We start from the raw sequence: 26,398 nt of genomic DNA, 5'->3' as shown, positions 1-26,398 counted from the left end.
ACCCACCGAATACTCACCAAAGGGATGTTTCGCGCAATGGTTTAGGCCGGTATGCGAGGTTGAGGACAAGAAGTCCTATTTTTGCCCGTCCGGGACTATTGGGGCATTTGTGACTAGTAGCTTACTTCCGGGGTGCTCGTCCGCATGCCCTCAAACCACCTGACGGAGAAGGAGGTCGGCGCGTTGAGAAAGACCCCGGGACCCGTGACCGCGGACTCAGCTCCGTTGCCGGGCAACGACAGCGCGACCTCCTACGACCTCGCCGGGGCACCAGGGTCCGAGACGCGACAACGCCCGGAGATCCCGCTGCAGCTTCAGGAGTTGTTCACCCGCTACGAGCAGGCCACCCGCTCCGACCAGCACAGACGGCGGGCCCGCGTGGTGGTGCTCGAGGCGAACGACGCGGCCACCACGCCCGACCGCCTCGACGAGGAGTTCGACGTGGCCGTCCGACTCCCGGTGCCGGTCTGCGCCGAGGAACTCGCCGAAGTGCTGGCCAGCGTCCGCCCTCGACTCCTGTTGCTCAAGCACTCCCTGGAGAGCATCGACGACCGCATCATCACCAGTTGCATGAGTGCCGGCGTCGAGATCATGGTGCTGGCCCGCCCCGTCTACGGTCTGCTGCGGGCACCCGCGATGGCGCGCTTCGGTGGGCTGCCCTGGATCCGGCTGGGTTCGGGCGGCGCCGGCCGAACCCGAGGCGAGCGGCTCAAGCGGTTCTTCGACCTCGGCGTGATCCTGCTCAGTGCCGTCGTGGTGATCCCACTGATCGCGGTGATCGCCGGCGTGGTGTCGTTCACCGGCCCACCGTTCTACCTCCAGCAACGCGTCGGCACGGGTGGCCGCCTGTTCCGGGTGGTCAAGTTCCGGACCATGCGGGTCGGCGCCGAACAGACCACCGGCCCGGTCCTGGCCCTGCCGGACGACGTCCGGATCACCCGACTGGGTCGCTGGCTTCGACGGTCCCGGCTGGACGAGTTGCCCCAGCTCTGGAACGTGCTGCGCGGCGAGATGAGCCTCGTCGGGCCTCGCCCGGAACGACCGGAGTTCATCGCCGGCTTCACCCGGTTGCCCGACTACGACCTGCGGCACCTGATCCGGCCGGGGCTGACCGGCATCGCGCAGCTCACCGGCGGATACGCGGCCACAGTGGAGGAGAAGCTCCGCTGTGACCTGCTCTACCTCAATTGCCGCTCGATGCGGGTCGACCTGACCCTGCTCCTGCTGACCGTCGTCGAGCTGTTCCGCGGGTTCCCCCGTGGCTAGCGCGACCCACGCGGTGGAAACCCGCGTCACCCGCAACACGGCCAGCATGCTGGCCGCGCGGGTGGTCACGGCGGTGGCCGGACTGGTCTCGGTGCCGGTCATCTACCAGCAGCTCGGGCCACGGGAGTTCGGGATCTGGGTGGTGCTCACCGGCCTGCTGGCGATGGCCGCCCTGATCGACCTCGGACTCGGCTCCGCACTGGTCCGCGAGGTGGCGCGGGCCGAGAGCCCGGCGGACCGCGACCTGGTACGTCGGCTGCTCGGGCTGGGGCTGGGCTGGGCCGTGCTGCTGGGCCTGCTCACCCTGGGAGCGCTCGGTGCCTGCTGGCCGTGGCTCGTCGGGCCGCTGCGCCTCGCTGACCTGGCCGACGAGGCGTGGCAGGCCACCCTCTGGCTGGTCGTCAGCCTGGTGGCCGGCGCCGTGGAACTGCCGTGGCGGGCCGTACTCGAAGGCGGCCAACGGTACGGGTCACTCGCCGCGATCAGCGCCGGCACCGCCATCCTCGGGGCAGCCCTCGCCATCCTGGTGGTACGCCTCGGCGGCGGCCTGGTGGCGTTGGCCGCCTCGGCCGCCGCGACCGGGGCGATCCGTACCCTCCTGCTCACCGCGACGACCCACCGCCAGTGCCCGGACCTGTCCCCACGATGGGGACGGACCTGCGTCGCCGACATCCGGCGGATCGGCGGCTACGGCCTGCGGGTGCAGGTCTCCAGCGGCGCAGGAATCGTCAATGTGGAACTCGATCGCCTCATCCTCGCTGGTGCCTTCGGCCCCGCCGTGGCCGGCGGATTCGACCTGGGCAGTCGCCTGCTCAACCTGCTCCGCCTGCCCCCGGGTTTCGCCCTCATCGCGCTGTTCCCCGCAGCGGTCGCCCGCACGGTGTCCCAGGGCACCGGCTGGCTGGACCGGTTCCACCTGACCGCCACCCGGTACCTCGCGCTGTTCCTGGCCCCGGCCACCGCCGCGCTGATGGTCAGCGCCGATCCGCTGGTCCGGCTCTGGCTGGGCCACCAGGTCCCCTGGGCCGCGGCGAACATCATCGTCCTCGCGCCCGCGTACGCCCTCAACCTGATCGCCGGGGCGGCGACGATCGCCGCCCGCGCCGAGGGCCGGCCCGGGTTGGAGACGCGGTACGTACTGCTCTCCGTCGTCCTCAACCTGGTCCTGACCGTGCCGCTGCTGCTGCTGTGCGGGCCGCTCGGCGTACCGCTGTCGACAGCGCTGGCGGTGGTGCTCAGCACCGGGTACTTCCTTGTCTACTTCCACAGCGCCACGGCCCGGCCGCTGGCCCCGCTGGCGCGGGCGATCTGGCCGCCGCTCGCCGCGGCTGTCGCGGCCGGGTTGGTCACGGCGGCGGCCAGCCAGTTCCTGCCGGACGGTCCGGGACGCCTCGACGCCGCCCTCGCCGTGTCGTCCCGGGCGGGTCTGACAGTGCTCGTCGCCGGCGCGCTGCTGATCGCCGGCGGGCACCTGGGCGCGAGCGACCGGATGCGACTGCACCGGCTGCTGCGCGCGCCGACGGCAGTGCTGTCGCCGAGCGCGGGCGGTCCGCGATGAGCGTCGACCACCGCACCGCGCGGTGCGTGCTGTGTGGGCCACGGCAGGCCCACCTGCCCCGACTCGGCGGGCTGCTGCGCCGCTGCGAGGGCTGCGGCTTCAGCTGGACCGCGCAGGAGCAGGCGACCGAGGACGGGCGATACGACGAGGACTACTTCGCCGAGGGTGGTTACGACGACTACTTCCGGGCCGCGCCACGCCGGTTCGAGGCACGGCGGCGGTTGCGTTGGCTGCTGTCCACCGTCCGCCCCACGGTGCTGCTCGAAGCCGGTCCCGCCGGCGGCTACTTCCTCGAAGCCGCCCACCAGGCCGGAATCACCGCCAGCGGCATCGAAGTCGGCCACGCCGCCGCCAGCTTCGCCCGCGACCACCTCCACATGCCCGTACGCCAGGGCTACTTCGAAGCCATCGCACCCACCCTCACCGCCGACGTCGTCTGCGCCTTCCACGTCCTCGAACACGTCGAAGACCCCCGCGCCTTCCTGCACGCCGCACACACCGCCCTCACCCCCGGCGGCTGGCTCGCCCTCGAAGTACCCAACATCGCCTCCGCCGCCGCCAACCGACTCGGCACCGACTGGCCGGGCCTGCAACCGCGCTACCACCGCTGGCACTTCACCCCCGACACCCTGGTCCGGCTGGTGACCGACCTCGGCTTCGAGGTGGTCCGGCAGGACACCACAGTCTTCCGCTACTACATGCCGCTCGCCTACCGGCTGCGGCACGCCCGACATCTACTCCCCGCCGACGTGCTCGGGCTCCGCTCACCGCGGTTGACCCACCCACGCCTCGGCGACCTGCTCCGGGTGATCGCCCGGGCGCCACGAACCGGACGGAGCACCTGATGAAACTCGATGGGATCGAGCTGGTCCGCTGCCAGCTCTGCGGCCGCGCCGGTGGGCACTCGCCGACCCTCGGCGAGCTGCTGTGGAGCTGCCCGGACTGCGGCTTCGTCTGGACCGCGGGCAGCGCCCCGGCTCCCGAGGAGCTGTACGACGAGGCCTACTACACGACGGACGGGTACCAGGACTACTTCGCCTCGGCCGGTCAGCGCCGGTTCGAGGCGAGCCGACGGTTGCGCTGGCTGCTCTCCACAGTCCACCCCACAGTCCTTCTCGAAGCCGGCTGCGCGGGGGGTTACTTCCTCGAAGCCGCCCACCAGGCCGGAATCACCGCCAGCGGCATCGAAGTCAGCCACGCCGCCGCCAGCTTCGCCCGCGACCACCTCCACATGCCCGTACGCCAGGGCTACTTCGAAGCCATCGCACCCACCCTCACCGCCGACGTCGTCTGCGCCTTCCACGTCCTCGAACACGTCGAAGACCCCCGCGCCTTCCTGCACGCCGCACACACCGCCCTCACCCCCGGCGGCTGGCTCGCCCTCGAAGTACCCAACATCGCCTCCGCCGCCGCCAACCGACTCGGCACCGACTGGCCCGCCATCGCTCCCGCGTACCACCGCTGGCACTTCACCCCGGACACGCTGAGCCGGATGCTCGTGGAGTCCGGGTTCCGGGTGATCTCCCACGACACGGTCTTCTCCCGGTTCTACTGGCAACCGGCGGCACGGCTGCGCAACGCCCGCGATCTGCTGGTCGCCGACGTCGCCGCCAGCCGGTCGCCCCGGGTGACGCACCCACAACTCGGCGACCTGCTGCGGATCTTCGCCCGCCGCGACGACCGGGCGGTGTCCTGATGGCCGCCCCGCTGCTGTCGGTGCTCCTGATCAGCTGGAACACCCGCGAGCAGACCCGACAGTGCCTGGAGTCGCTGGCCTCGACCGTCGACCCCGACCTGGACTACGAGGTGGTTGCCGTCGACAACGGCTCATCCGACGGCTCCGCCGAGATGCTCAGCGACCAGCCCCGGGTCCGGCTGATCCGCAACAACCACAACACCGGGTTCGCCGCCGCCGTCAACCAGGCGTACCGCCGGGCGAACGGGCAGTTGATCCTGCTGCTCAACAGCGACATCCGGTTCCACCCCGGCGCGCTCTCGCGGATGATTGACCACCTGCGGGAGCGGCCGGACGTGGCGGGGGTCAGCCCGCTCTACCTCAACCCGGACGGCACCTTCCAGCAGCACTACGTCCAACAGCCCAGCTTCACCGCCACCATCGCGCTGGTGACCGCGCTGCGCCGGCTGCCCGGGTTCCGCCAGGCGCTGCACCGGTTCCAGATGCGCGGCGAGGACTTCAGCCGTCCCCGGCAGCTCGCCTCGGGCAGCTGCATGCTGCTGCGCCGCTCGGTGCTCGGACAACAGACCATCTTCGACGAGGCGTTCCCCGTCTACTGGAACGACGCGGTCCTCGCGCGGCAGCTCGACCAGGCCGGACACCAGCTGTGGATGCTCCCGGACGCCGTGGTGACGCACAGCCGCGGCGCGTCCTGCCGGCTGCTCGGGCCGACCATCCGCTTCCGACACCTGCTGGGCAGCCTGGTCGGGTACCTGCGGCTGACCCAGCCCCGGTACCGGTTGCCGGTGTTCCGGGCCGCGCTGCTCGCCGACCATTTGGTCAAGCGGCTCTTCGGTCGATCCGTACAGCTGGGCCTGGGCGACCTGCTCGCCGCGCTGCGCGGCGACGTCGGTCCGCTGCCCGACGGTGACACCCGCGACTGGGTGGTGCTGTTCAGCCGGACCCGATGGTCCGTCGACGGGCATTCGGCGGTGCTGGGGCAGTTGGCGCCCGGGCAACGGTTGCTCTTCGTCGACCCGCCGGGACGCCGGCCGCGCTGGCGGTGCGAGGTGACCCCGATCGGTGCGGAGGCCTGGCACGCCGTCGCACCGACAGCGCTGCCGCTGGGTGATGCGGTGCCGCTTCTCAACTGGATCAACCGGCGGATCGCGGCCGGCGCGCTGCGTGGCTGGCTGGACCGGCACGCGGGCGCCCGACTGCTGCGACTCGACGACGAGCGCGCCCGCCCGGTGCTCGGCCGCCTCGGCGAGGACGAGTTGCTGCCTGCCGGAGCGCCACGGCCGATGGAACGGTCCGGCCGTGGCTGAACACACCAGCACCCTGCAACCGGCGGCCGCGGCGGTCGTGCCGCCCGCCGACGGCGACCGCGACTGGGTGGTCATCTTCAGCGGCACGCCGTGGGCGAACGGCGCCCACCGGCAGCACGCGCTGGCCCGCGAGCTGACCGTCGACCACCGGGTGCTCTTCGTCGACCCGGCCGGGCACCTCCCGCGCTGGCGGGTCCAGGTCCGGGAGGTGGCCGACGGCCTGTGGCAGTGCGCCGGGCCGGCGCTGCTGCCGTTCGGTAGGCACCTGCCTCCGGCCAACCGGGTCAACCGCTGGCTCGCCGCGCGGGTGCTGCGCCGCTGGTTCCGGCGGCGGGAGGCATCCGTACGACTGCTCTGGCTGGACGAGGACCTGGCCGCGCCGGTCGCCGCCCGGCTGGACGCGTCCGCCGTCGTCTACGACGCCACCGACCTGGACTGGACGTTCACCCGCCCCTGGAACCGTTGGCATCTGCGCCGCGCGCTGCGCTCCGCGGTCGGCGCCGCCGACCTTGTCCTCGCCTCGTCCACCGCGCTACCCGACCGGATGCCCACCTCCGACCCGGCACCGGTGGTCCTGGCGAACGGATGCGACCCGGACCGCTTCTCGCCGGACGGCCCGTTCGCACCCTGGTTGCTCAGCCTGCGCCGACCCCTGATCGGCTACAGCGGGGCGGTCGACACCCGGGCCTTCGACGCGGACCTGGTCGCCTCGGTGGCGCGCGCCCACCCGGAGTGGACGTTCGTGTTGGTCGGCCCGTCCACCCGGGCCGGCCGTGCCCCGCTCGCCGGACTGTCCAACGTGGTGCTTGTCGACGCCGTCCGCTTCGCCGACGTGCCGGGCATCCTGCGGGCCTGCGACGTCACCATGATCCCCTACCGGGTTGGTGGGCTGATCGACTACGTGCACCCGAAGAAGTGCTACGAATACCTGGCCCTCGGCAAGCCCGTCGTCGCGACGCCGCTGCCGGCGCTGCGGTCCCTGGGCGACACCATCGCCCTCGCCGGCGACCCGGCGAGCTTCGCCGCGGCGCTGGCCGATGCGCTGGACCGCGCCGGCGCGCCCGACGACGCCGCCCGACGCCGAGAGGTCGCCACCCGCAACAGCTGGTCGGCGCGGGGCGTCCAGCTGCGTTCCCTGTTGGCGGGGTTGCCGCGATGAGAGTGCCCATCGTCGCGCCCGGTGTGGTGCTCGTCGGCGCCGCGCTGGGCGGTGTGGTGACAGTGGTGACCCTGCTGCCCGGGCCGGTCGGCCTGGCCGCCGCCGTCGGAGTGCTGTGTTTCGGCGCGTTTCTGCTCTGGCCCTGGGCCGTGCTGCCGGTCGGGATCATCGGCGGCGCCGTGGTGGGTGCTGTGCTCAGCGGCGGCGACGTGCGCGGCTACATCGCGGTGAAGGTGCTGCTGCTGGCCGCCGGCGGCGCCGCGCTGGCCACCCGCCACTGGCTCGGGGCGGAGCGGGGCATCCGGCGTACCGCCGCCGACGTGGGCATGCTGGTCCTGGTCGGGTTGACCGTCGTGGCGGCCACCTACGGCCTGGCCGTCGGCAACCTTCCGGCGGAGGTAATGGTCGCCGCGTACCAGGTGGCCACGATCCCGGTGTACTTCTTCGTCGCCACCCACACCCTCACCACGCCCCGTCGGATCCTGGCCGCCGGCATCCTGTACGTGGTGCTGGCGGGGGCCTTCACCGCCATCTCGGTGACGGCACCGGGGCGGCACGGCGGGCTCATCACCCTCATGGCCATCCCCGCGCTGATCTGGATCGCCGGTCGGGTGCGGGGTTGGCGTCGAGCCGGCGCCCTCATGCTCGGCGGGTTCTTCGCCGTCGACGTGCTCCTCGCGTCGTACCGGGGCATCTGGCTCGCCGCGGCGCTGACCGGGCTGATCATGCTGGTTCGCGGTGGTCGCACGGTCCGCACCGGCCTGGCCGCCACCGCCGCGGCGGCGGTGGCGGTGGCCGCGATCCTGGCCCTGCAACCGGGGGTACGAGAGCGCGCCACGGAGATCACCAAGGGGTTCGAGCAGTCCGCCGGTTACCGGGGGGTGGAGTCCGAGGTCGGCCTGGGCGTCTTCGCCGACCAGCCGTTGGTCGGGGCCGGCCTCGGACAGACCACGCCGGACATCTACCTGGCCGGCTTCACCTTCACCGACGTCGGGCCGGTGTACCACGCCTTCTACGTCACGGTGCTGGCCAACCTCGGGCTGGTCGGCCTCCTGCTGGTCCTCTGGCCGATCCTGCGCAGCATCCGCGTCGGCCTGCGCAGTCGGGACGGGATCGCGCTGCCGTTCGCGGCGCTGTGCTGCGGTTTCCTGGCCGCCGCCCTCTTCGCGGCGCCGACCGACGGGCACTGGGAGCTGGGCCTGTTGCCGGCGCTGACCCTCCTCACGGCACACCACGAGGGGGCGCGGCTGCGGCGAACCGCCCGGCCGCCGCTGCTGCGCGGCGTCCTGACCCGACCGGGTGTGGCGGCATGAGCGGGGCCGACGCCACCGCGGTGGTGGTCACCCACAACTCGGCGGGACAGATCGTCGCCGCCCTGAGCGCGCTGCGGCAGGCGCAGGTGCCGGTGCGGTTGGTGGACAACGCCTCCACCGACGGCACTGTCGACCTCGTCCGACGCCGCTTCCCCGAGGTGACGGTCCTCGCCAGCCCCACCAACACCGGGTTCGCCACCGCCGTGAACCGGGCCGCGGCCGGGGTCGACACCGACGTCGTGCTCCTGGTCAACCCGGACTGCGTGGTCACCCCCGGCGCGGTGGCGGAACTGGTCCGGTTGCTGCGCGACCGACCGTCGGTGGGCATCGCGGGGCCACGGCTCACCGACGCGCACGGCCGGGTCGCGATCAGCGCCCACCGCTTCGAATCCCTCGGCACGGTGCTGGCCAGCCGGTTCGGTGGGTCGCTGGTGCCGGTCTCGCTGCGACGGTTGCTCAGCGGTCGGCAGCGCCGGGCCGCGTACGACGCCTGTGTGCGCGGGGCGCAGCCGGTGGCTGTGGACTGGCTCTCCGGTGCCTGCCTGGCCGTGCGTCGCGACCTGTTCGAGGCGATCGGCGGCCTCGACGAGGGCTACTTCCTGTACTACGAGGACGAGGAGTTGTGCCTCCAGGCGGCCCGGCACGGCGCCCAGGTGCTGTACGTGCCCTCGGTGACCGCCGTGCACACCGGCGGGGCGAGCAGCTCCGACCCGGCCTGGATCTGGCCCCACCTGTACCGCAGCATGCTGCGGTTCTTCGCCCGCCACCGCGCCGGCACCCTGCGCGCGGTACGCGGCGTGGTGCTGCTGCGCGCACTGATCGGCATCGGACTGGCCGGGGCGCGGATGCCAGTGCAACCCCGGGCCGGGACGGCCCGGATGCGCGCCTGGACCCGCGTCGGCCGAATCGCTGTCACCCGACCTGAAACGAGAGGAGGAGCGTGATGCACGTCCTGACAACGGTCGTCGGCAAGCGCACCGAACACTGGACCGACCTGTTCGACGTTCTGTGCGAACAGCCGGACGTCACCCTCACTGTGCTCGCCGCGGACGTGTCCCCGGCGACCCGACGCGAACTGGCCCGGCTGGCCCGTCGACACCACCGGCTGCGGTACCACGTCGTCCCGCACCTGCTCGGCGAGTCGCTGACCGGGCACATGGCCTCGGTGCTGTTCCGGCTGCCCGGCCAGCACAAGGTGACCACCGCCCGCCCGGACATCCTGCACGTCATCGGCGAGGCCGCGTACCTCACCACCTGGCAGGCGCTGCGGCTGCGTCAACGCTGCTGGGCCGGGGTGCCCACCACGTTGTACGCCGCGCAGAACGTGGTCACCCGCTTTCCGGTGCCGTTCCCCCGGATCGAGCGACAGTCCTACCTCTCCGTCGACCACGCCTTCCCGATCACACCCGCGGCGCTGAATGTGCTGCGGATCAAGGGTTACCGGGGCCCGGCCACGATCGTGCCGCTCGGCGTGGACACCCGGATGTTCAGGCCGCTGCCGACCGATCCGGTCGCGCGGCCGTTCACTGTCGGGTTCGTCGGGCGGTTCGAGCCGCACAAGGGAGTGGTCGACCTGCTACGAGCCGCCGAGCTGATCGACTGCGACGTGTCGCTGGTCGGGGAGGGCAGCCTCGGCGCCGAGATCGAACGGGCCGCCGCGCGCCGACCGGGCCGGGTGCACCGGCACGGCTGGGCAGGGCACGCCGAGTTGCCCACGCTGCTGAACGACATGGACGTGCTGGCGATGCCATCGATCGAGGTGGTGCAGCGCAACACCCTGCCGTGGATCGGTATCCCGCTGCGCGAGCAGTTCGGCCGGGTGCTGGTCGAGGCGATGGCCTGTGGCGTACCCGTCGTGGGCAGCGACGTCGGCGAGATCCCCTACGTGGTGGGCGACGCCGGTCTCGTCTTCCCCGCCGGCGACGTCTCCGCGCTCGCCGCCCGCCTCGCGCGGCTGCGCGACGACCCGGCGCTCTCCGGCCAGTTGGCCAACCGTGGGTTGGCCCGCGCCGGCGCCGAGTTCGGCTGGGACCGGATCGCCGAGACCCTCTGCACGACCTGGCGCGGACTGCGGTCCCCGGCCCGGTCGCTGTGCACATCGCCCGCCGAGGCCGGGCACCCAACCAGAGAGGCGATCGCCTGATGAGCGCGTCGATAGATGTCAAAGGTCTGCTCGGTGCCTCCTGGCGCCGGGTGGGCGTACCGCTGCTCGGCCTGTGCGCGGGCCTGGCCGCCGCCCAGGGAGTGACCCAGCTCCTCCCTGCGCGCTACGAGGCGGAGGCCTCGGTGCTGGTCAGCGCCGAGCAGACCAACGAGGACAGACCGGCGGATCTGGCCCTCGCGCAGAACCTCACGCCCACCATCGCCCGACTGGTCGGGTCCCGGGAGGTAGCGCTGGAAGCGGCGCGTTCACTGCAACTTCCCGAGCGGGCCGTGCTCGGTCACGTCAGCGGCGAGTACGAACTGGGCCTCCAGATCATCACCGTGCACGCGAGCGCCGGCACCGGCACGCAGGCCGCCGCGATCGCGAACGCCGCCTCCCGCGCCGTCAGTCAGCAGCTGGGCCGCCTGGACATGGGCGGTTCCACCAGCATCAACGCACGGGTTCTCGACACCGCCAGCCCGCCGGCCCGGCCGGCCTTCCCGAGGCCGCTGCTGAACGGCGTGCTCGGAGCCCTGGCCGGGCTGCTGGCCGGTTGGGGCGCGACCATACTGCGCGACCGGTTCGACAGCCGGCTGCGCGACATCGGCCAGATCGAGGCGCGCCTGGGCCTGCCGGTGATCGGGGTGCTGCCGAAGCTGCCGCGCCGCTTCGCCCGCCATCACGCCGCCGCGCTGTACGCCCGCACCAACGTCGCCGACGCGGTGCGCGCCACGATCTCGACGCTCAGTGTGCTCACCGCTCCCCTGCCCCGTCGTCGGCTGCTGGTGACCAGCGCGCACGACGACGACGGCAAGGCGTTGGTGACCGCCCTGCTCGGTCTCGGCATGGCCGATGAGCACTGTCGGGCCACGCTGGTGGACGGGGCGGTACGGGACCCGGTGCTGTCGGGACACTTCCCGGAGGCGCCGCACACCTGGCAGCAGGTGCTGGCCCAGAAGTGCCCGCCGGTGCGCCTGGTCGACTTCCCCACCCTGACCGTGCTGCCGGCCGAGCCCCGCGAGGGCGCCGACACGGAGGCCCTGCACGAGCTGGGCGGCCTGCTCAACGCGCTGGGCGAGGACGAGGACTGCGTGATCGTCCACGCGCCGCCAATCCTGGCCGGACGGGAGATCTCGGCGTTCGCCCAGCACGCGGACGGCGTGCTGCTGGTCGTTCGCGCCGGCCGGACGAACCTGGACGACAGCACCCGGGCGGCCCGGCTCGTGCAACAGCTCGGGCTGCCGCTGGCGGGTGTCGTGGTGATCGGTGCGGTGCCCCGACCGGACCACCGCTCGAGCAGCGAGCAACCGGCCCTGGTGCCGGGCGCGACCCAGGATGCCCTGGCCCTGCCGGCGACGAGGGCGGGCGCTCAGGGCGCGGTCATCCGTGAGCTGGTCAGCGCCCTGATCGAGGACAAGTCCGGGCCGCCCGGACGGCACCGCCGACAGAGCTCGGGTGAGTCGGCCCCGGCCGGCAGGACCGTCGAAGGTAGGACGGTCGAGGGCACAACGGTCGAGCGCACGCCCGTCGACCGCAAGCCGGTCGAAAGCGCGACGGCCGGCAGCGTGCCGGTCGAGCGTCAACCGGTCGAGAGCACCGGGGGCGGCGTCGTGGCGCCCCCGGAGGCGCCGGCCGAGCCGACCCGGATCGAGGATGCCATCACCCAGCCGAACCCGGTGGTGACGGATGCCCCGGACCGGCCCGAGCAGGTGCCGACGCCCACCGCCCAGCCCGAGCCCGCGGCTCCGGCCTGGGGTGGCTCCCCCGCCGTGGCGGGTGTTCTCGGCCGACCGTTGGCCCGGCCCGAGACGGTCTGGCGGTCACCGGTGGTGGAGGCAGCGCTGCCGGAGCCTCCCCCGAACGCCCCGGTGGCCAACCAGACGGACCGCTGGCCGGCCTTCGGGCAGCAGTGGCTGGCCGCCGGGCGGCCGAGCGCGGAACGACCCTCCACCGGGCCCATCGTGCTGCGACGGGCGGTAGCCGTCGGCGACGCCGATCGCTGGGGCTGACGACGGCCGGAGCAACGGTCGGCGGCCCCGCCCACGACAGGCGGCCCGACCAGCTGGCTACAAACCACACTGAGAAGGAGACAGGCCGATGAGTGAGATGTTGATACCCACACAGGCGTCCGAGCCGTCGCTGGACGACCCCCGCGCCCTCTACTGCGATCTGCTCAAGAAGGCGTTGACCCGCTATGTCTTCCGCGAGACGTGGATGCCCTACCACCCACGTCAGGGCTCCCTGCACGGCCGGATCCTTCAGCACGGCCGGCACCTGCTGCGACGTAAGGGCCTGGAGCTGGTGCTCCAGTTCCCGTTCGACGCGGAGGCGCGGGCCACCGGCCGGGACTGGCCGCCGGAGGCCGAAACCATGATCGGGCTGCGGCGGCTGGACAACCTGGAGCGATGCGTCAAGGACGTGTTGGAGCGGGGCGTGCCCGGTGACCTGATCGAGACCGGTGTGTGGCGGGGCGGGGCGGTCATCTTCATGCGCGGGATGCTGCGCGCCTACGGCGACCGGGACCGGACGGTGTGGGTCGCGGACTCGTTCCGCGGCCTGCCGAAGCCGGCTCCCCACCGGGTCGAGGACGTCGAGGACGCGCTCTGGCAGGTGCCCTTCCTGGCGGTGTCGTTGGAGCAGGTGAAGGCGAACTTCGAACGGTACGGGCTCCTCGACGGCCAGGTGCGGTTCCTCAAGGGCTGGTTCTCGGACACCCTGCCGACCGCGCCGGTGGAGCAGATCTCGGTGATGCGTCTCGACGGGGACCTCTACGACTCGACGATGGTCGCGCTGCGCTCGCTCTACCCGAAACTCTCCGTCGGAGGCTACGTGATCATCGACGACTACCACGCGGTACGCGGCTGCAAGCAGGCCGTCGACGACTTCCGCGCCGAACACGGCATCGAGGACGAGCTGCACCAGGTGGACTGGACCTGCCGCTACTGGCGGCGGTCGCGCTAGACCTGGCCCGACAAGAGTCGGCGGGTGGGAGGTCCTGGGACCTCCCACCCGCCGACTTGCTACTCGTGCTCAGTTGGCCGGTGGCGTCTGCGGGTTGGCCGCTACCCACTGCGCCACCCGGTCCTCGCGCAGGGCGGCGAAGAGCGCCGGGGCCCGGACCTCGTCCAGCCGCACCGCGGACCCGGCCGGGGTCTGCAGGTTCGCGTCGCTGAACGGGACGGTGACGAACTGGACGGTCTCCGGCTTCACCTTGCGCAGCAAGAGGGCGAGGTCGGTGAGGTTCAGGTCGCGGTCGACGACAAGTGATTCGGCCGCGGTGGTGAGCACCCGGTCGAGTCGGGTCGGGCTGGTGAGCAGATCTGTCGCGGTGACCCGCTCGGCCAGGGCGCGTACCACGAGCTGCTGGTCGTGGATGCGGCCGAAGTCTCCGCCGGGCACGCCGTGCCGCTGTCGCATCAGGTCGTCGGCCGCCTTGCCGTCCAGGTCGTGGCAGCCGGCGGGCCAGGTGGTGCCGGTGTCCGAGGACTTGACGGTGTACGGCAGGCACACGTTGATCCCCTCCACCGCGTCCACCAGCTTGCGGACGGCGGCGAAGTTGGCCACCAGCACGCCGTCGAGTGGTAGCCCGGTGAGCTTGGCGACCGTCTCGGCGGCCAGGGCGGCTCCGCCGAACGCGAACGCAGCGTTGATCTTGTTGGGGCCGCCGGCCCAGGTCTGCCCCGCCGCGGGCACGTCGACGTAACTGTCCCGGGGGATGGAGACGACGGTGGCCGCCTCTCGCGCGGCGTTGACGTGCACCAGCATGATGGTGTCCGACCGCTGCCCGGGGTAGAGGGCCTGGTCCGGCTCGCCGTCGCGGGAGTCCGACCCGAGCAGCAGCAGATTGAGCGGCCCCGACTCCCACCTGCGGTCGTCGTGGGTGCCCTGGCCGAGGATGTCCTCGCGCTGGACCCGGCCCTCGTACCGGTGCTTCAAACCGAAGCCGACGGTGACGAGGCCGGCGCAGAGCACGCCGAACATCAGGAGCAGGGCGAGGCCCGCCTTCTTCCACCCGGCCATCGCCCGCCACCTCGACGGCGCCGGCGTGGCCGTGCGTCCGGGGATACCGGTCACCATCTTGACCACCTCTGCACGAACTATCGGGACGCTGAACCTGTTGTGTGGCAAGGGATGCAACCGCTCGGGACACGTGCCTGCCACACTCATGAAGCATTTAATCACTCTTTAGGGTCTCTATGCCGCTTTATCCTATTTGACCGGTTCTGCGGTGCCATTCTGGCCTTCGAGTTAGCGAGGGAGTTGGCATGTACGGAGTACCCACCAAGGGGCCACACATCGGAGGTGGCCTTGCCGCCACCGGGGTTGCCGTTCAGTCCTGGTTGCTGGTCGGCGTCGGGCTGGTAGTGCTGGGTCTGGCACTGTGGCTCGTCGCCATGTTGGGCCGCGAGCGATGACAGGTTCCCGACGCGGGTCGTGGCTGCGCGCCAGCGCAGGTGGCCTGATCGGAGTCGCCGCCGCCGTCGCCATGCTCTGGCGGTGGCACGACATCGCCAGCGCGGAGGCGTGGCTGAACGCCCATCTTGTCAACGCCGTCGGGTTGGCGGACACCAAATCCATCGGCGCGGCCGTGATCTTCCCACTGGACGAGCGCTGGGTCGGCTTCATGGTCTCCAGCGGCTGCTCGGTCGCGATGTTGTTGATCCCGCCGATCGTGCTCGCGTCGACGTTGATCGGGTTCCGCCGCATCTCCCTGACGCGTGGACTCAACGCCCTGGCGATGGCCGTCGCGCTGCTGGTCACGGTGAACCAGATCCGACTCGGCGCGGTGGTGGTCTCGATGCAGACCTGGGGCTTCAAACTGGGCTACGAACGCAGCCACGTGCTGATCGGCTCGGTGATCACGACCGCCGGTCTGATCGCCGTCACGATCCTCTTCGTGGTCCTGGTCAGCCGGACCAAGCGGATCTCCGGGACGGTCGCCGGTGTCCACTGAGACGCAGTCGCTCGCCCTGCTCAACACCGCGGCGTTCCTGCTGTGCGTCAGCTTCTGCGCGTACGTGCTGAGCATCCTGGTGTTCCACCTGAAGAGCGGACGTAGTCGGGGCGGCAGCCCGGACGGCTTCGACTGGCACATCATCGTGCCGTGCCGCAACGAGGCGTCGGTCATCGGCGACACCGTGCGGCGTCTGCTCTGCGACTTCCCGCAGGCGACCGTCTGGTGCGTCGACGACGCGTCCGACGACGGCACGCTGGCCGAACTGGCGGCCTTCACCGACCAACCGCGGGTTCACGTGATCCAGCGTCAGCTACCGGACGCGCGACAGGGCAAGGGCGCCGCGCTCAACGCCGCCTGGCGACGCATCGATCAGTCGTTGCCCGCCAACGCGGACCGTGGTCGGGTCATCGTCGGGGTCCTGGACGCGGACAGCCGACTCGACCCCCAGGGTCCGGTAGCCCTCTCCGGCCGTCAGTACTTCGGTTCGGCGCAGGTCGGGGCGGTACAGGTGGAGGTGCGGATGCTCCAGTGCGCGCCGCGCCGGTACGCAGAGCCGACCGCGGTCAGTCGCTGGGGACGGCTGCTGGTCAGGCTCCAGGACATGGAGTTCCGCGCCCCGATCGCCGCCATGCAGTCGCTGCGGCGACGCACCGGCAGCGTGGCGATGGGCGGCAACGGGCAGTTCACCCGACTGTCCCTGCTCAACGAGATCGCCGACCAGCACGGCACACCGTGGCACGGCGCCCTCCTTGAGGACTTCGAGCTGGGCCTGCACATCCTGCTGGCCGGGGGCCGCACCGAGTACTGCCCGGAGAGCTGGGTGGCCCAGGAGGCGCTGACCCGGATCCGCCCGCTGGTGCGGCAACGCACCCGCTGGGCCCAGGGGTCGATGCAGTGTGGCCGCTACCTCGGTAGGGTGCTGCGCTCGCCACGAATCGGCAACTCGGCCACCCTGGAGATCGCCCACTTCCTGGCCGCACCGTGGACCCAACTGCTCGGCACGCCGATCTACATCGCCTGCCTGGTGGTGATGTCCTACTACATCGACAACACGATGGGTGGACTGCGCGGCTGGTGGAGCAGTGGCGGCTGGGGCGTACCCCCGTTGGTGCTCGTCTTCGGCATCGGACCCTTCGCCCTGTGGGGCATCGTCTACCGGATCCGTTGTGAGCCGCAGCTGTCGATTCCCAAGGCCCTGCTGCTCGGAGTCTGCCACTGGCTGTACAGCTACGCCCAGTCAGTGGCGGTCTGGCTGGCCTTCGCCCGCATGGTGACGGCCCGCACGGACTGGCAGAAGACCGCCCGTGCCTCCGATCCGCCGCCGGCCCCGGCTCGGGCCGTGGGTCGAGTGGCCGTCGGCCAGACGGCCGTGGGCCGGGCCGCCGTGCCGGCCCAGCCGCGCCGGGCCCAGCAAGCACGCCGGTCGGGCCGCAACGACGGGCCACGGTCGATCCGACCGCCCCGGCACCTCAGCCACCTCACGCACCTCACCACCACCCCCACCACAGACCGCCCCGCAATCGCCCACATCAGAAAGTAGACATCTATGCCACGAGTTAGATCCGGTCTCGCCCGCACCGCCGCGGTGCTGGCCGGTGGTCTCGCCATGGTCGTCCTGGCGGCCTCTCCGGCGATGGCCGACACCTCCCAGTCCTCCGCCTCGGCGCTTCAGATCAGCCTGCTCGGTGGTGGCCTCGCCAGCTCCGGCACGGCGTCGGCCACCAACGACGGCACCACCGAGTCGATCTCCGGTAACCAGAATCCCCCGCTGGCCGTGCTCGGCGCGCAGACAGTCATCACCGCCGGGGTGCTCGCCCAGAACGTCCGGGCCTTCAACGACGGCACCTCGGCGGCCTGCGCCGGCGTGCTCGGCACCGGCGGCTCGATCACCATCGGTCCCGGCGGGTCGTGCCTCGTCACGCCCGGCGCGGCGGTGACGCTGACCCTCGGCACCAGTGGCCTCGCCTCGATCTCGCTCGTCGCCGACGCCATCTACTCGTCGTGCACCGCCACCAGCAGCCCGTCGGCGACCGGCACCGCGACCCTGGCCAACGCCCGGATCGTCTCGACGCTGCTGGGTATCGAGACGACCCTGCTCAACCTTCCGATCAACCCGGCGCCGAACACCGGGCTGAGCATCCCGGGGCTGATCGACCTGACCCTCAACGGCCAGTCCACCTCGGGCGTCGGTCAGCTCACCGTCAATGCGCTGAACCTCACGGCGCTCGGTGGAGCGCTGGCCGGGGTCAGCATCGGCACGTCGAGCTGCGGCGCCAACGCGGTCGCTCCCCCCATTCCGGTGATCCCGCTCGCCGGGGCACCGCTCGCGCTCGGTCTCGGCGCACTCGTGGCCGGCACCACCGGCGGGTTCTCGCTCTACCGGCGTCGCCGCGCGGCGGCCAGGAGCTGACCCGACATGTGTGCGAGCAGCTCGACACCGCGAGAGGTCCTGATCCTCGCCGGCACCAGGCCGGAAGGAGTGAAGACCGCGCCTCTGATCCACCGTCTCCTCGATGATCCGAGGTTCACGGTACGGGTGGCGGATACCGGTCAACAGCCGGGACGCGTCGCCGAGGCACTCGCCCCGTTCGGTCTCCGCCCGGAGGTGAGTCTGCGCCCGCAACGGCGTACCGGCTCGCTCGCCGAACTGGCGGCGGCACTGATCACGGGCATCGACGAGCTGCTCACACACCACCGTCCAGCGGCGGTCGTGGTGCAAGGGGACACCACGACCGCCCTGGCCGGCGGGACTGCCGCGTTCTGGCGGCACGTCCCTGTCGTCCACCTGGAGGCCGGACTGCGGACCAACGACCTGGACCGGCCGTTCCCGGAGGAGGCCAACCGGGCCATGCTCGCCCGTATCGCCGCACTGCACCTGGCGCCAACACAGGCGGCCCGGGCGAACCTCATCGGTGAGGGCATTCGCTCCAGCGCGATCGTGGTGACCGGCAACACCGTCGTGGACGCCCTGCACGACCTGGTCGAGCGCGGCATGGCCCAGGCACCGGACTGGGTCGACCCGGCCCGCAAGCTCGTCGTGGCCACCGTGCACCGACGAGAGAACTGGGGCCACGGGGTCGCGGCCACTGTGGACGGACTCCGTCGCCTGGCGCAGGCGTGCCCCGACGCCCAGATCGTGATGGTCGCCCATCCGAACCCGCAACTCAGCGCGGAGGTCGCCACGGGCCTCACGGGCGTGACCAACGCCCGGGTCACGCCACCACTGCCGTATCCACAGATGGTCGGGCTGTTGCGGGCGGCCGACCTGGTCGTCACCGACTCGGGCGGGCTCCAGGAGGAGGCCGCCACCCTCGGGGTGCCGTTGTTGGTCACCAGGGAGACCACGGAACGTCCGGAGGCCCTGACACCGGGCCGCGGCGAGTTGGTGGGCACCGATCCCGAACGGCTCCTCTCGGCCGGGCTCCGCCACCTCGCCAGCGGGCGGACCGCCGTCGTAGGGTCACCGTTCGGTGACGGGCGGGCGAGTGACCGCTCCGTCGTTGCCCTGGCGGGGCTGCTGAACGTACCGGCCCGTCGGGTCGTGCAGCGTCGCCGCACCGCCGCCGCCGTCAGCTGACGTCAGGCCGATACGGACAATCATCTAAATTTCGGGACAAACCTCTTTTACCCACTGATAATTGGCACATCGATCGGCAGCGCTCCGATCCGTCGGTCCAACAGTTCAGTGATCAGAGGAGTCGTCAGGTGCAGGCGAAGTTGAACGGGCAGCGTTCCGCGACGCTGCAGGGCAGATACTCCGCCCAGCACAACGCCTTCGGCGTCCTTCGCCTGGCGATGGCGTGTGGCGTGATCATCGCGCACGCCGGCCCGCTCGGCTTCGGCCAGCACAACCTCGGCGCGGCCACCTTCGGCCGGCAGAGCGACCTCGGCACCCTGTGCCTGTACGGATTCTTCCTGATCTCGGGCTTCCTCATCACCGACAGCGCGCTGCGCTCCACGCTGCGCCAGTACGTCCGCGCCCGCCTGCTGCGGGTCTTCCCCGGGTTGTGGGCCTGCCTGCTGGTCACCGCGTTCGTCTTCGCGCCGCTGGCCGCGCTGTACGAGAACGGCAACCTCGACGGGTTCTGGGGGCACCCGGAGGGGCCCTTCGACTACGTCACGACGAACTTCCTCGCCTCGATGGAGCAGTTCCCCATCTCCGGGTTGCTGGCCGACACCCCGTACGGCCTGATCGTCGGCGGGCCGAGCGCGTTCGACGGTTCACTGTGGACTCTGCGGTACGACCTGGCCTTCTACGGGATCGTCGGCATCCTGGTGGTGACCTCGGTGCTGCACCGGGCACCTCGCGCGGTGCTCGTCCTCACCGCCGTCTGTTACGCCCTGGTCCTGCGCGACTTCTTCACGGCGCCGACCTGGAGCTCACGTCCGCCGCAACACGGCGCGATCGGGCCGTTCCCGCTGCTCGGCGCGTTCGCCGCCGACTGGACGCTGATGCTCGGCTTCCTGTTCCTGCTCGGTGCCGCCGCCCGCCTGTACGCGCACCGGATCCCGATGACCAGGGAGCTGGCCGTGCTGGGCGGCATCGCGTTGGTCGGCTCGCTGTCGCTGGGCGGGTTCTTCGCGGTGGGCCTGCCGGCGTTCGCCTACCTGGTGCTCTTCGCCGCCGTCGCGCTGCCGAAGCGGGTGTCCGCAATCAGCCGCCGGCACGACTACACGTACGGCATCTACATCTACGGCTTCCCGGTGCAGCAGATGATCGCCCTGCTTGGCGGGGCCCGGTTCGGGATGCTCGGCTACATCGTGCTGAGCCTGCTCGGTGCCCTCCTGTTCGCCGTCCTCTCCTGGCACCTGGTGGAACGGCCCGCCCTCGGGTTCAAGACCGGCAGCGGACGCGCACGGCACCGGCGCGCGGGCCGCACCGCCAGCCCGCACGCCGTGCCGATCCCCAGCCCGGTGAGCGTCAAGGGCGCCGAGGCGCGCGCCGGCCGACACAAGGCGGGTGCCCGGCACAGCCGGTCGTCGAAGGACACCCCCGCCACGGCAGCCACCCCGCGCCGCGCGAATCGACTCACCGGAACGGCGGCGTCGTTCCTGGCGGTACCCGTACGGACCAGGAAGGACCTTCCGTTCGACCCGGTGAAGACGCCCACCTCGCACGCCCGGTCGGGTCGATCACACCGCGCGCCGACCACCTCGACGACACCGCCCCGCTGATCACGATGGGGCCGGAGCCAGGCTGGCTCCGGCCCCAGCACCGTCCGCAGGGGCGACCGGCTGACTCAGGCCGAGAAGTTGCGGAACAGCAGGGACGCCAGGGCGAGCGCCAACGCCAGGTTGAACACTGTGGCACTGGCGAACACCGCCACCGGTCGCCAACCCGCCTCCCGCAGCGACGCGACCCGGACCTCCAGGCCGATGCTGACGAAGGCCAGGATCAGGAACCACACCCGCAGGTCGTTGACGATGGCGATGGTGGCCTTGCCGTCCGCGCCAGCGGCGTCGAGGTACCAGGTGGCGATGACCGAGGCCGCGATGAAGCCGAGGACGAACTTCGGGAACCGCGTCCACAGCTCACCGAGGCCCGGTCGGGCCGCGCCGGGCCGTCGTTCCACCCGCAGTGTGAAGTACGCGGTGAGCGCGACCGCCACCACACCCATCAGGGCATTCTGGGTGACCTTGACGATGCTGGCGATCTGGAGCGCCTCCTCACCGGCCAGCGCTCCCGCCGCGGTGACCGCCGCCGTGGTGTCGATGTTGCCACCGATCCAGGCGCCGGCCACCGCGTCGGAGAGCCCGAACACATCGGCCAACCAGGGCAGGACGAAGATGGACGGCAGCGCGAAGACGATGACCAGACTCGCCGTGTAGGCCAACTGCTCGCGGCGCGCCCGCACGGCGCCGGCGGCGGCGATCGCCGCGCTGACTCCGCAGATCGACACCGCCGACGCGAGCAGCGCCCGCAGCTTGTCGTCGAGGCCGAACCTGCCGGCCAACCACCAGGTGAACAGGAACACCCCACTGATCAGCAGAATCGCCTGGGCGATCGCCGGGCCGGCGGCGCTGGCGATGACGGCCAGGTTGATCGACGCCCCGAGCAGCACCAGCCCGGTCTTGATGAAGAACTCGGTCCGGAACGCGGCGGCGATCCGGTCCCGCCACCCGAGCAGCGTGACAGCGACGTTGCCGAGCAGGCCGAGCAGGATCGCGTACACCGGGTATTCGATCGCCGCTCCGATGTCCTCGACGGCGGTGCCCTCGGCCCAGGCCGGGACGTTCTGCTCCAGATAGCGGGTGAGCGCGGCGAGACCGACCACGATCAGCACGCCGAGCACTGTCCACGCCCAGAACGCCCCGTCACGCGCCACATTTGTCGGCTCGACGGAATCGACCGCGGTCGACGACGTGTCGCGCTCGCTCTCGGTGGGTGCGTCGTCGGCGGAGGTGCCGGGCTCGTTCCCGGTGCGGGTCGCGTCGGCGGTCATCAGGGCACCAGCCCGGCGGGGATGGCACCGAGCAGGACCAGGGCAAGCAGGCCCAAACCGAGGATGGTGGCCGCCCAGTCCTCGTTGAACGCGAGCCGGGAATCTCCGGCGGTCTCCGGATTGGGCGGTGACGGATCGGTGGTCATGACGTACCTCCAGGAATGGCCCGATCCGGCCGTGGCGGGATCGGTTGAGGGGCGAGCAGGCAAGACGGGGCCCCGGTGACCGCACGAAGGCCGCCGGGTCGGTCGGACCACGGGGCGGCGGTGATTCGGCAGCGGGGCCAGAGGAAGGGTGCGGGTGGTGCCAGCCGGTCGGTGGTCAGCGACCCGGACAGAGCTCGGAGGCGACCCGCATCAGGTCAACGGCCCGACGCGAGGTGAGGAACGGACCGTCCGGCATTGGCCCATTTTCCTATCGAGTCGATAGGAATTCAAGACCGTGAGCGAGATTCCCCGCCAGCCGTCGGCGGCAGGCGGAGGCCTGAGCCGGCGGGATCAGGCCCTGTCCCTCTGTGGACGGAGCCCGTCCATGATCACCGACACGTAGCTCTCGGACAGCGCTCGTGATGCCGAATCCGACTTCGCGATCGCGTAGGTCACCTCACTGATCAACACGGTGACGACGGCGATGTCGATGTCGGTACGGATCGCACCGCCGTCGCGGGCCCTGATGATCAGGTCGAGCCCGACCTCGTTCAGGGCGGCTCGCTGCACCGCCGTGCGCGGAAGCTCCATTCCCCCGAGCCGCTCGCCCGAGATCCAGTGCGCGGACTGGAAGGCCATCACCTCGGTGAGGAAGCTTCGAAGAGCCAGTTCGGCATCCGGCTCGCGCAGCGCGTCCCGGCCGCGCTGAATGAGCGGTTCGAGCAACTCGGCCACTGCCGCGTCGATGAGAGCGTCCTTGCCGCCGAAGGTACGCACGACAGTGGCCGCTCCCACGCCCGCCCGCTGCGAGATCGCGTCAACGGTGATGTCGACGCGCCCCGCGGCGAAGAGGGCCTTCGTCGCCGCCAGCACGCGTTGGCGATTGCGGACGGCGTCCGCCCTGCGTCGGGTCACGCCATCGGCGGCAGGGGTTGACATCTGAAACGCCCATTCCATATCGTGAAGTGGAACATCTATTTCATTTAGCTTACGAAAGCCTCACCGGACCGCGCAAGCGGTGAACATGCCACCGGCGTGCTCCTCGCTGCGCCGGCAAGGAGACGTCGATGAACCAGCGGATTCTCATCTCCGGAGCCGGCATCGCGGGGCCGACCCTGGCGTTCTGGCTGGCCCGGCACGGCTTTGCGCCCACAGTGGTCGAGCGTGCGCCCGGCCTGCGTGCGGGCGGCAACGGTGTCGACGTACGCGGGCGGGCTGTTGACGTCGCCGAGCGGATGGGGATCATGCCGCGGGTCCGGGCGGCGGCAGCGGACGTCATCGGCATGTCCTTCGTGGACGGGGACGACCGGAGTGTGGCCCGCATCGACATGCGGGCAATCCAGGGCAGGGCCGCCAGCACCGAGGTCGAGATCATGCGCGGCGATCTCGCGGCGATTCTGCACGAGACGACACAGGACGATGTCGAATACATCTTCGATGATTCGATCCGCACCTTGAACCAGGACGACGATGGCGTGACGGTCACCTTCGAGCGCGCTCCGACCCGCCGGTTCGACCTGGTCGTTGGCGCCGACGGCACACACTCCACGGTGCGGGATCTGGCCTTCGGCCCAGAGTCGCAGTTCCTCAGACACCTGGGGCACTACTTCGCATCCGCCAACGCGGACCCTGGCCTGGGTGAGCAGCGGTGGGTGACGCTCTACAACCGGCCGGGCCGGGCTGCGGGAATCTATCGCTCGGGCAACCACTCCTCGGCGAAAGTGAACTTCCTGTTCCGCAGCAAGCCCCTGAGGTACGACCACCGCAACGTCGAGCAGCAGAAGCGACTGCTGAGAGAGGCGTTCGCGGACATGTCATGGCACGTCCCGGAACTGCTGGCGGGCGCACTCACCGACCCCGACTTCTACTTCGACGCACTGAGCCAGGTGCGGATGACGTCGTGGTCGTCGGGGCGCGTGGCGCTCGCCGGGGACGCCGCGCACTGTGCCTCACCGGCTGCGGGTGCCGGGGCGACGCTGTCTCTCATCGGCGCCTACCGACTCGCGGGAGAACTCGCAACCGCTGGCAGGGACCATCGGACCGCCTTTCGCCGGTACGAACAGGGCCACCGAAGGATGGTCCAGCGGAGTCAGTCGAACCTCTTCATCGGCATGATCGCGCCGAAGAGCCGGGCCGGCATCTGGGCTCGAAACACGATGGCCCGACTCCCCCTGCTCGGAGCCATGGCGGGAGTGGAACGACGCCTACAACCGAGGCTCCTGCCGCTGCCGCACTATGGGTCGGCCGCCGGGTCTCAGTCGAGCTAGGCAACCACCCGCAGTAGGCCGGGGCCCCGACGAACCAACCCAGAGGGGCCGGAGCCATCGCCGGCTCCGGCCCCGTCGGTACGCCCGATCCCCGCTACGGGGTCGGGTACTGGGCCAGATAGATCGGAGCGCCGACCTTCGTCATGTCGGCGGCGTCCCCGACGCCGTTGACCACATGGTCGATCGTGCCGGCGCTGAGGTTGACGGTCATGATGTGGTGCAGCCGCACCCCGGGCCGGTTCGGGACCTCGAAGCCGTTCTCGGTGTGGATCGACGGGTTGTTCTGGTTGAACACGTACACCCCGCCGCCGTACAGGGTGTGGTGACGCACCCGGTCACCGACCTTGTACCCGGCCCAGCCCTCGACCGCGCCGTTCATCCAGTCGGCCTGCGTCGGCGGGTCGTACGGCAGCTCGTTCTGGTAGAGGATCGTGGTGCCGTGCTCGCCGTTCCAGACCGTGTTGTAGCGCTGGAAGTGCTCGACGAAGAGGCCCGTCGCTGTCACGTGGTCGCCGTTGATGACAGCCCCGTAGCGGCCGGTGTTCGTACGCCAGCGGTCGGTGTCACCGTTGACGCCCTCGGTGAAGCCCTCGACGCCGTGATCACCACGCCACACCCAGGTGTGGTCGATGAGCACGTTGTCGCTGTTGACCTCCAGCGCGGTGTTCGTCCGCCCGATGTGCGGGCCGCCGACCCGGAAGTACACGTCGGAGAGCGTGGTCGGGTTGTGCGGGCTGCTCGCGTTGCGGCCGTGCTCGCGGCCGACCCGCAGCAGGACCGGCGACTCGACGAGGCCGGCGTCGATCGTGACACCGGCGACGATCACCCCGGGCACACCGGCCACGTCCAGCGGGATCGCGCCGTTCACGGCGGTCAGCGTGGCGTGCCCGATCCCCAGCACCACGGTGTTCGGACGCCGAACCTCGATGCTGCGCGCGATGTCGTACGTGCCGGGCGTGAGCAGCAGGTGCTTGCCGCGCGCCAACTGGCTGTTGATGACGCGTACCGAGTCCGACGGCTTGGCGATGAAGAAGTCGCCGATGCCGATGGTGCGCCCCGGCGTGATGCCGTCAGCCCAGGAGACGCCCCGGCTGTCGCGCTGCGCGGCGGGCACCCGCACCTGGTAGCGACCCTTGCCGTCGACGAAGAGGTAGGGCTTCTCCCGGCTCAGCGGGGTGGTCTCCACTGTGGTGTACGGCGGGTCGGGGAACGTGGCGTCGTCCGGCGCGCCCTCGACTCCCGCGAACACCTGGTTCCACACCGCGTTGGACCAACTGCCGACCTCGCTGTTGCGGGTCAGCCACTGTTGCTGTGAACCGTTCGTCGTGGCCGGCAGCCGGGAGTCGGCGATGAACCCGCCGCTGGCGTACTGCGGGCCGGCCGTGCAGTAGTCCATCAGCGACAGACCGCCGCCGCCGATGTTCAGGCGGCGCATCGACACCGCCTGGGAGACCGCCCAGAAGTTCGCCGACGACCGGCAGTCATCCTGGCCGGCCGCGTTGATGGTGAGCGAGAGGTTGGACAGGGTGCGCCAGAAGTTGACCAGCGCGAGGCAGTTGCCGGTGCCGCCGTCGGCGAGGCAGCGGTTGTAGACCTCCAGCTTGCCGTTGACGGTGACGTCGGTGGGCGAGGCGCCCAGGCCGGACACCTCGGTGTAGTAGCCGACCTTGGCCTGCAACGGCTGCGCGGCCGTGCCGTACGTGCCGGGCTTGAACAGGTAGGCGTGCCGCTCGGTGCCCATCTCGTTGTCGACCTGCCGGGCGTGCGCCGCGTCGAGGGTCTGCTGGATCTCGCCGACCGGCATGGACGGGTCGAAGATCGTCACGTTCGGGCCGAAGTCGGGTGCGCCGTGCGTCGGGCGGCCGGCGCTGGCCACCGTGCTGGTCATCGTGGTGGCGGTGGTCAACACCAGGGCGAGCAGGAGGGTACGACCGGATCTCCGGCGTACGCGTCGGGACAGGGTTGTCACGTGGTTCGTCCTCTCCGCTGGCCGGCGTACTTCCGGCGCAGCTGGGGGCGGTGAGAGCGCTCTCTGAGTCCTACGGCCGACGGTGGGGTCGCACCGAGGGTTGACATGTTTCTACCCCCTGAGCCGGCCGCGCGCCATGACCAGGGACGGGCGAACTTCGTCATGCGGTAATGC

The 26,398-nt window shown here is 71.0% G+C and carries 24 protein-coding genes; 18 read left to right on the top strand and 6 right to left on the bottom strand.

All coding sequences use genetic code 11. The annotated features are described in order from the left end of the window. The first annotated feature begins 204 nt into the window (after positions 1 to 204). From ABZU43_RS12700 to ABZU43_RS12650, 11 genes are all read left to right on the top strand, one after another. Positions 205 to 1,266: a sugar transferase gene (locus ABZU43_RS12700; RefSeq protein ID WP_355006657.1), complete on the top strand. Its 1,062-nt coding sequence runs from the start codon at positions 205 to 207 to the stop codon at positions 1,264 to 1,266. Next, complete coding sequence (locus ABZU43_RS12695; RefSeq protein ID WP_355006656.1) at positions 1,259 to 2,824, top strand: oligosaccharide flippase family protein; 1,566 nt, start codon at positions 1,259 to 1,261, stop codon at positions 2,822 to 2,824. Before ABZU43_RS12700 ends, ABZU43_RS12695 begins: the two co-directional genes overlap by 8 nt. Next, positions 2,821 to 3,669 (top strand): class I SAM-dependent methyltransferase, encoded by an 849-nt coding sequence (locus ABZU43_RS12690; RefSeq protein ID WP_355006655.1) that lies wholly within the window; start codon positions 2,821 to 2,823, stop codon positions 3,667 to 3,669. Before ABZU43_RS12695 ends, ABZU43_RS12690 begins: the two co-directional genes overlap by 4 nt. Continuing rightward, complete coding sequence (locus ABZU43_RS12685; RefSeq protein WP_355006654.1) at positions 3,669 to 4,520, top strand: class I SAM-dependent methyltransferase; 852 nt, start codon at positions 3,669 to 3,671, stop codon at positions 4,518 to 4,520. Before ABZU43_RS12690 ends, ABZU43_RS12685 begins: the two co-directional genes overlap by 1 nt. Further along, on the top strand, positions 4,520 to 5,827 hold the full coding sequence (locus ABZU43_RS12680; protein ID WP_355006653.1) for a glycosyltransferase family 2 protein: 1,308 nt from the start codon (positions 4,520 to 4,522) through the stop codon (positions 5,825 to 5,827). Before ABZU43_RS12685 ends, ABZU43_RS12680 begins: the two co-directional genes overlap by 1 nt. Next, entirely contained in the window at positions 5,820 to 6,986 is a 1,167-nt protein-coding gene (locus tag ABZU43_RS12675) for a glycosyltransferase (RefSeq protein ID WP_355006652.1), read from the top strand. The genes ABZU43_RS12680 and ABZU43_RS12675 overlap by 8 nt, the downstream gene beginning before the upstream one ends. Next, positions 6,983 to 8,299 carry a hypothetical protein gene (locus tag ABZU43_RS12670; protein ID WP_355006651.1) on the top strand — a complete coding sequence of 439 codons (1,317 nt, stop codon included), beginning with the start codon at positions 6,983 to 6,985 and terminating at the stop codon, positions 8,297 to 8,299. Before ABZU43_RS12675 ends, ABZU43_RS12670 begins: the two co-directional genes overlap by 4 nt. After that, a complete protein-coding gene (locus ABZU43_RS12665; protein ID WP_355006650.1) occupies positions 8,296 to 9,243 on the top strand; it encodes a glycosyltransferase family 2 protein in 948 nt (315 codons plus the stop codon). Before ABZU43_RS12670 ends, ABZU43_RS12665 begins: the two co-directional genes overlap by 4 nt. Then, a complete protein-coding gene (locus tag ABZU43_RS12660; RefSeq protein ID WP_355006649.1) occupies positions 9,243 to 10,442 on the top strand; it encodes a glycosyltransferase in 1,200 nt (399 codons plus the stop codon). Before ABZU43_RS12665 ends, ABZU43_RS12660 begins: the two co-directional genes overlap by 1 nt. Further along, positions 10,442 to 12,451 carry a hypothetical protein gene (locus tag ABZU43_RS12655; protein WP_355006648.1) on the top strand — a complete coding sequence of 670 codons (2,010 nt, stop codon included), beginning with the start codon at positions 10,442 to 10,444 and terminating at the stop codon, positions 12,449 to 12,451. The genes ABZU43_RS12660 and ABZU43_RS12655 overlap by 1 nt, the downstream gene beginning before the upstream one ends. 88 nt (positions 12,452 to 12,539) lie before the next feature. Beyond that, complete coding sequence (locus ABZU43_RS12650; protein WP_355006647.1) at positions 12,540 to 13,403, top strand: TylF/MycF family methyltransferase; 864 nt, start codon at positions 12,540 to 12,542, stop codon at positions 13,401 to 13,403. A 69-nt stretch (positions 13,404 to 13,472) separates the two neighbouring features. On the opposite strand, the gene ABZU43_RS12645 is transcribed toward ABZU43_RS12650, so the two are convergent. Further along, positions 13,473 to 14,519: an LCP family protein gene (locus tag ABZU43_RS12645; RefSeq protein WP_355006646.1), complete on the bottom strand. Its 1,047-nt coding sequence runs from the start codon at positions 14,517 to 14,519 to the stop codon at positions 13,473 to 13,475. A 188-nt stretch (positions 14,520 to 14,707) separates the two neighbouring features. On the opposite strand from ABZU43_RS12645, the gene ABZU43_RS12640 reads away from it, so the two are divergent. From ABZU43_RS12640 to ABZU43_RS12615, 6 genes are all read left to right on the top strand, one after another. Next, on the top strand, positions 14,708 to 14,857 hold the full coding sequence (locus tag ABZU43_RS12640; protein ID WP_088989215.1) for a peptidase: 150 nt from the start codon (positions 14,708 to 14,710) through the stop codon (positions 14,855 to 14,857). Continuing rightward, on the top strand, positions 14,854 to 15,396 hold the full coding sequence (locus tag ABZU43_RS12635) for a hypothetical protein (protein WP_355006645.1): 543 nt from the start codon (positions 14,854 to 14,856) through the stop codon (positions 15,394 to 15,396). The genes ABZU43_RS12640 and ABZU43_RS12635 overlap by 4 nt, the downstream gene beginning before the upstream one ends. Continuing rightward, positions 15,386 to 16,939 (top strand): glycosyltransferase family 2 protein, encoded by a 1,554-nt coding sequence (locus ABZU43_RS12630; protein WP_355006644.1) that lies wholly within the window; start codon positions 15,386 to 15,388, stop codon positions 16,937 to 16,939. The genes ABZU43_RS12635 and ABZU43_RS12630 overlap by 11 nt, the downstream gene beginning before the upstream one ends. A 6-nt stretch (positions 16,940 to 16,945) precedes the next feature. After that, entirely contained in the window at positions 16,946 to 17,809 is an 864-nt protein-coding gene (locus ABZU43_RS12625) for a choice-of-anchor P family protein (protein ID WP_355006643.1), read from the top strand. Between the two features lie 6 nt (positions 17,810 to 17,815). After that, positions 17,816 to 18,976 carry a UDP-N-acetylglucosamine 2-epimerase (non-hydrolyzing) gene (wecB, locus tag ABZU43_RS12620; RefSeq protein ID WP_355006642.1) on the top strand — a complete coding sequence of 387 codons (1,161 nt, stop codon included), beginning with the start codon at positions 17,816 to 17,818 and terminating at the stop codon, positions 18,974 to 18,976. Positions 18,977 to 19,104: 128 nt separating this feature from the next. Further along, positions 19,105 to 20,574 carry an acyltransferase gene (locus tag ABZU43_RS12615; RefSeq protein WP_355006641.1) on the top strand — a complete coding sequence of 490 codons (1,470 nt, stop codon included), beginning with the start codon at positions 19,105 to 19,107 and terminating at the stop codon, positions 20,572 to 20,574. A 65-nt stretch (positions 20,575 to 20,639) separates the two neighbouring features. On the opposite strand, the gene ABZU43_RS12610 is transcribed toward ABZU43_RS12615, so the two are convergent. From ABZU43_RS12610 to ABZU43_RS12595, 4 genes are all read right to left on the bottom strand, one after another. Then, the gene (locus ABZU43_RS12610; RefSeq protein ID WP_355006640.1) at positions 20,640 to 21,842 is read right to left on the bottom strand and encodes a putative sulfate exporter family transporter; all 1,203 of its coding nucleotides are present in this window, start codon (positions 21,840 to 21,842) and stop codon (positions 20,640 to 20,642) included. Further along, positions 21,842 to 21,988, bottom strand: coding sequence for a hypothetical protein (locus ABZU43_RS12605; protein ID WP_355006639.1), 147 nt, complete (start codon positions 21,986 to 21,988; stop codon positions 21,842 to 21,844). Before ABZU43_RS12605 ends, ABZU43_RS12610 begins: the two co-directional genes overlap by 1 nt. A gap of 175 nt (positions 21,989 to 22,163) precedes the next feature. Next, positions 22,164 to 22,244 carry a putative leader peptide gene (locus ABZU43_RS12600; RefSeq protein ID WP_355006783.1) on the bottom strand — a complete coding sequence of 27 codons (81 nt, stop codon included), beginning with the start codon at positions 22,242 to 22,244 and terminating at the stop codon, positions 22,164 to 22,166. Positions 22,245 to 22,339: 95 nt separating this feature from the next. Further along, positions 22,340 to 22,927, bottom strand: coding sequence for a TetR/AcrR family transcriptional regulator (locus tag ABZU43_RS12595; RefSeq protein WP_355006638.1), 588 nt, complete (start codon positions 22,925 to 22,927; stop codon positions 22,340 to 22,342). A 128-nt stretch (positions 22,928 to 23,055) separates the two neighbouring features. Here ABZU43_RS12595 and ABZU43_RS12590 point away from each other — a divergent pair, with 128 nt between their 5' ends. Continuing rightward, complete coding sequence (locus ABZU43_RS12590) at positions 23,056 to 24,255, top strand: FAD-dependent monooxygenase (RefSeq protein WP_355006637.1); 1,200 nt, start codon at positions 23,056 to 23,058, stop codon at positions 24,253 to 24,255. 94 nt (positions 24,256 to 24,349) lie between these two features. Here the strand turns inward: ABZU43_RS12590 and ABZU43_RS12585 are convergent, their stop codons facing one another. Beyond that, the gene (locus ABZU43_RS12585; RefSeq protein ID WP_355006782.1) at positions 24,350 to 26,143 is read right to left on the bottom strand and encodes an adenylyl cyclase; all 1,794 of its coding nucleotides are present in this window, start codon (positions 26,141 to 26,143) and stop codon (positions 24,350 to 24,352) included. Positions 26,144 to 26,398 lie beyond the last annotated feature (255 nt).

This window comes from Micromonospora sp. NPDC005205, assembly GCF_040608275.1.
Classification (GTDB): Bacteria; Actinomycetota; Actinomycetes; order Mycobacteriales; family Micromonosporaceae; genus Micromonospora.
Note: the sequence above shows the minus strand (reverse complement) of the source record. Positions and strands in the feature narration are given on the sequence as shown.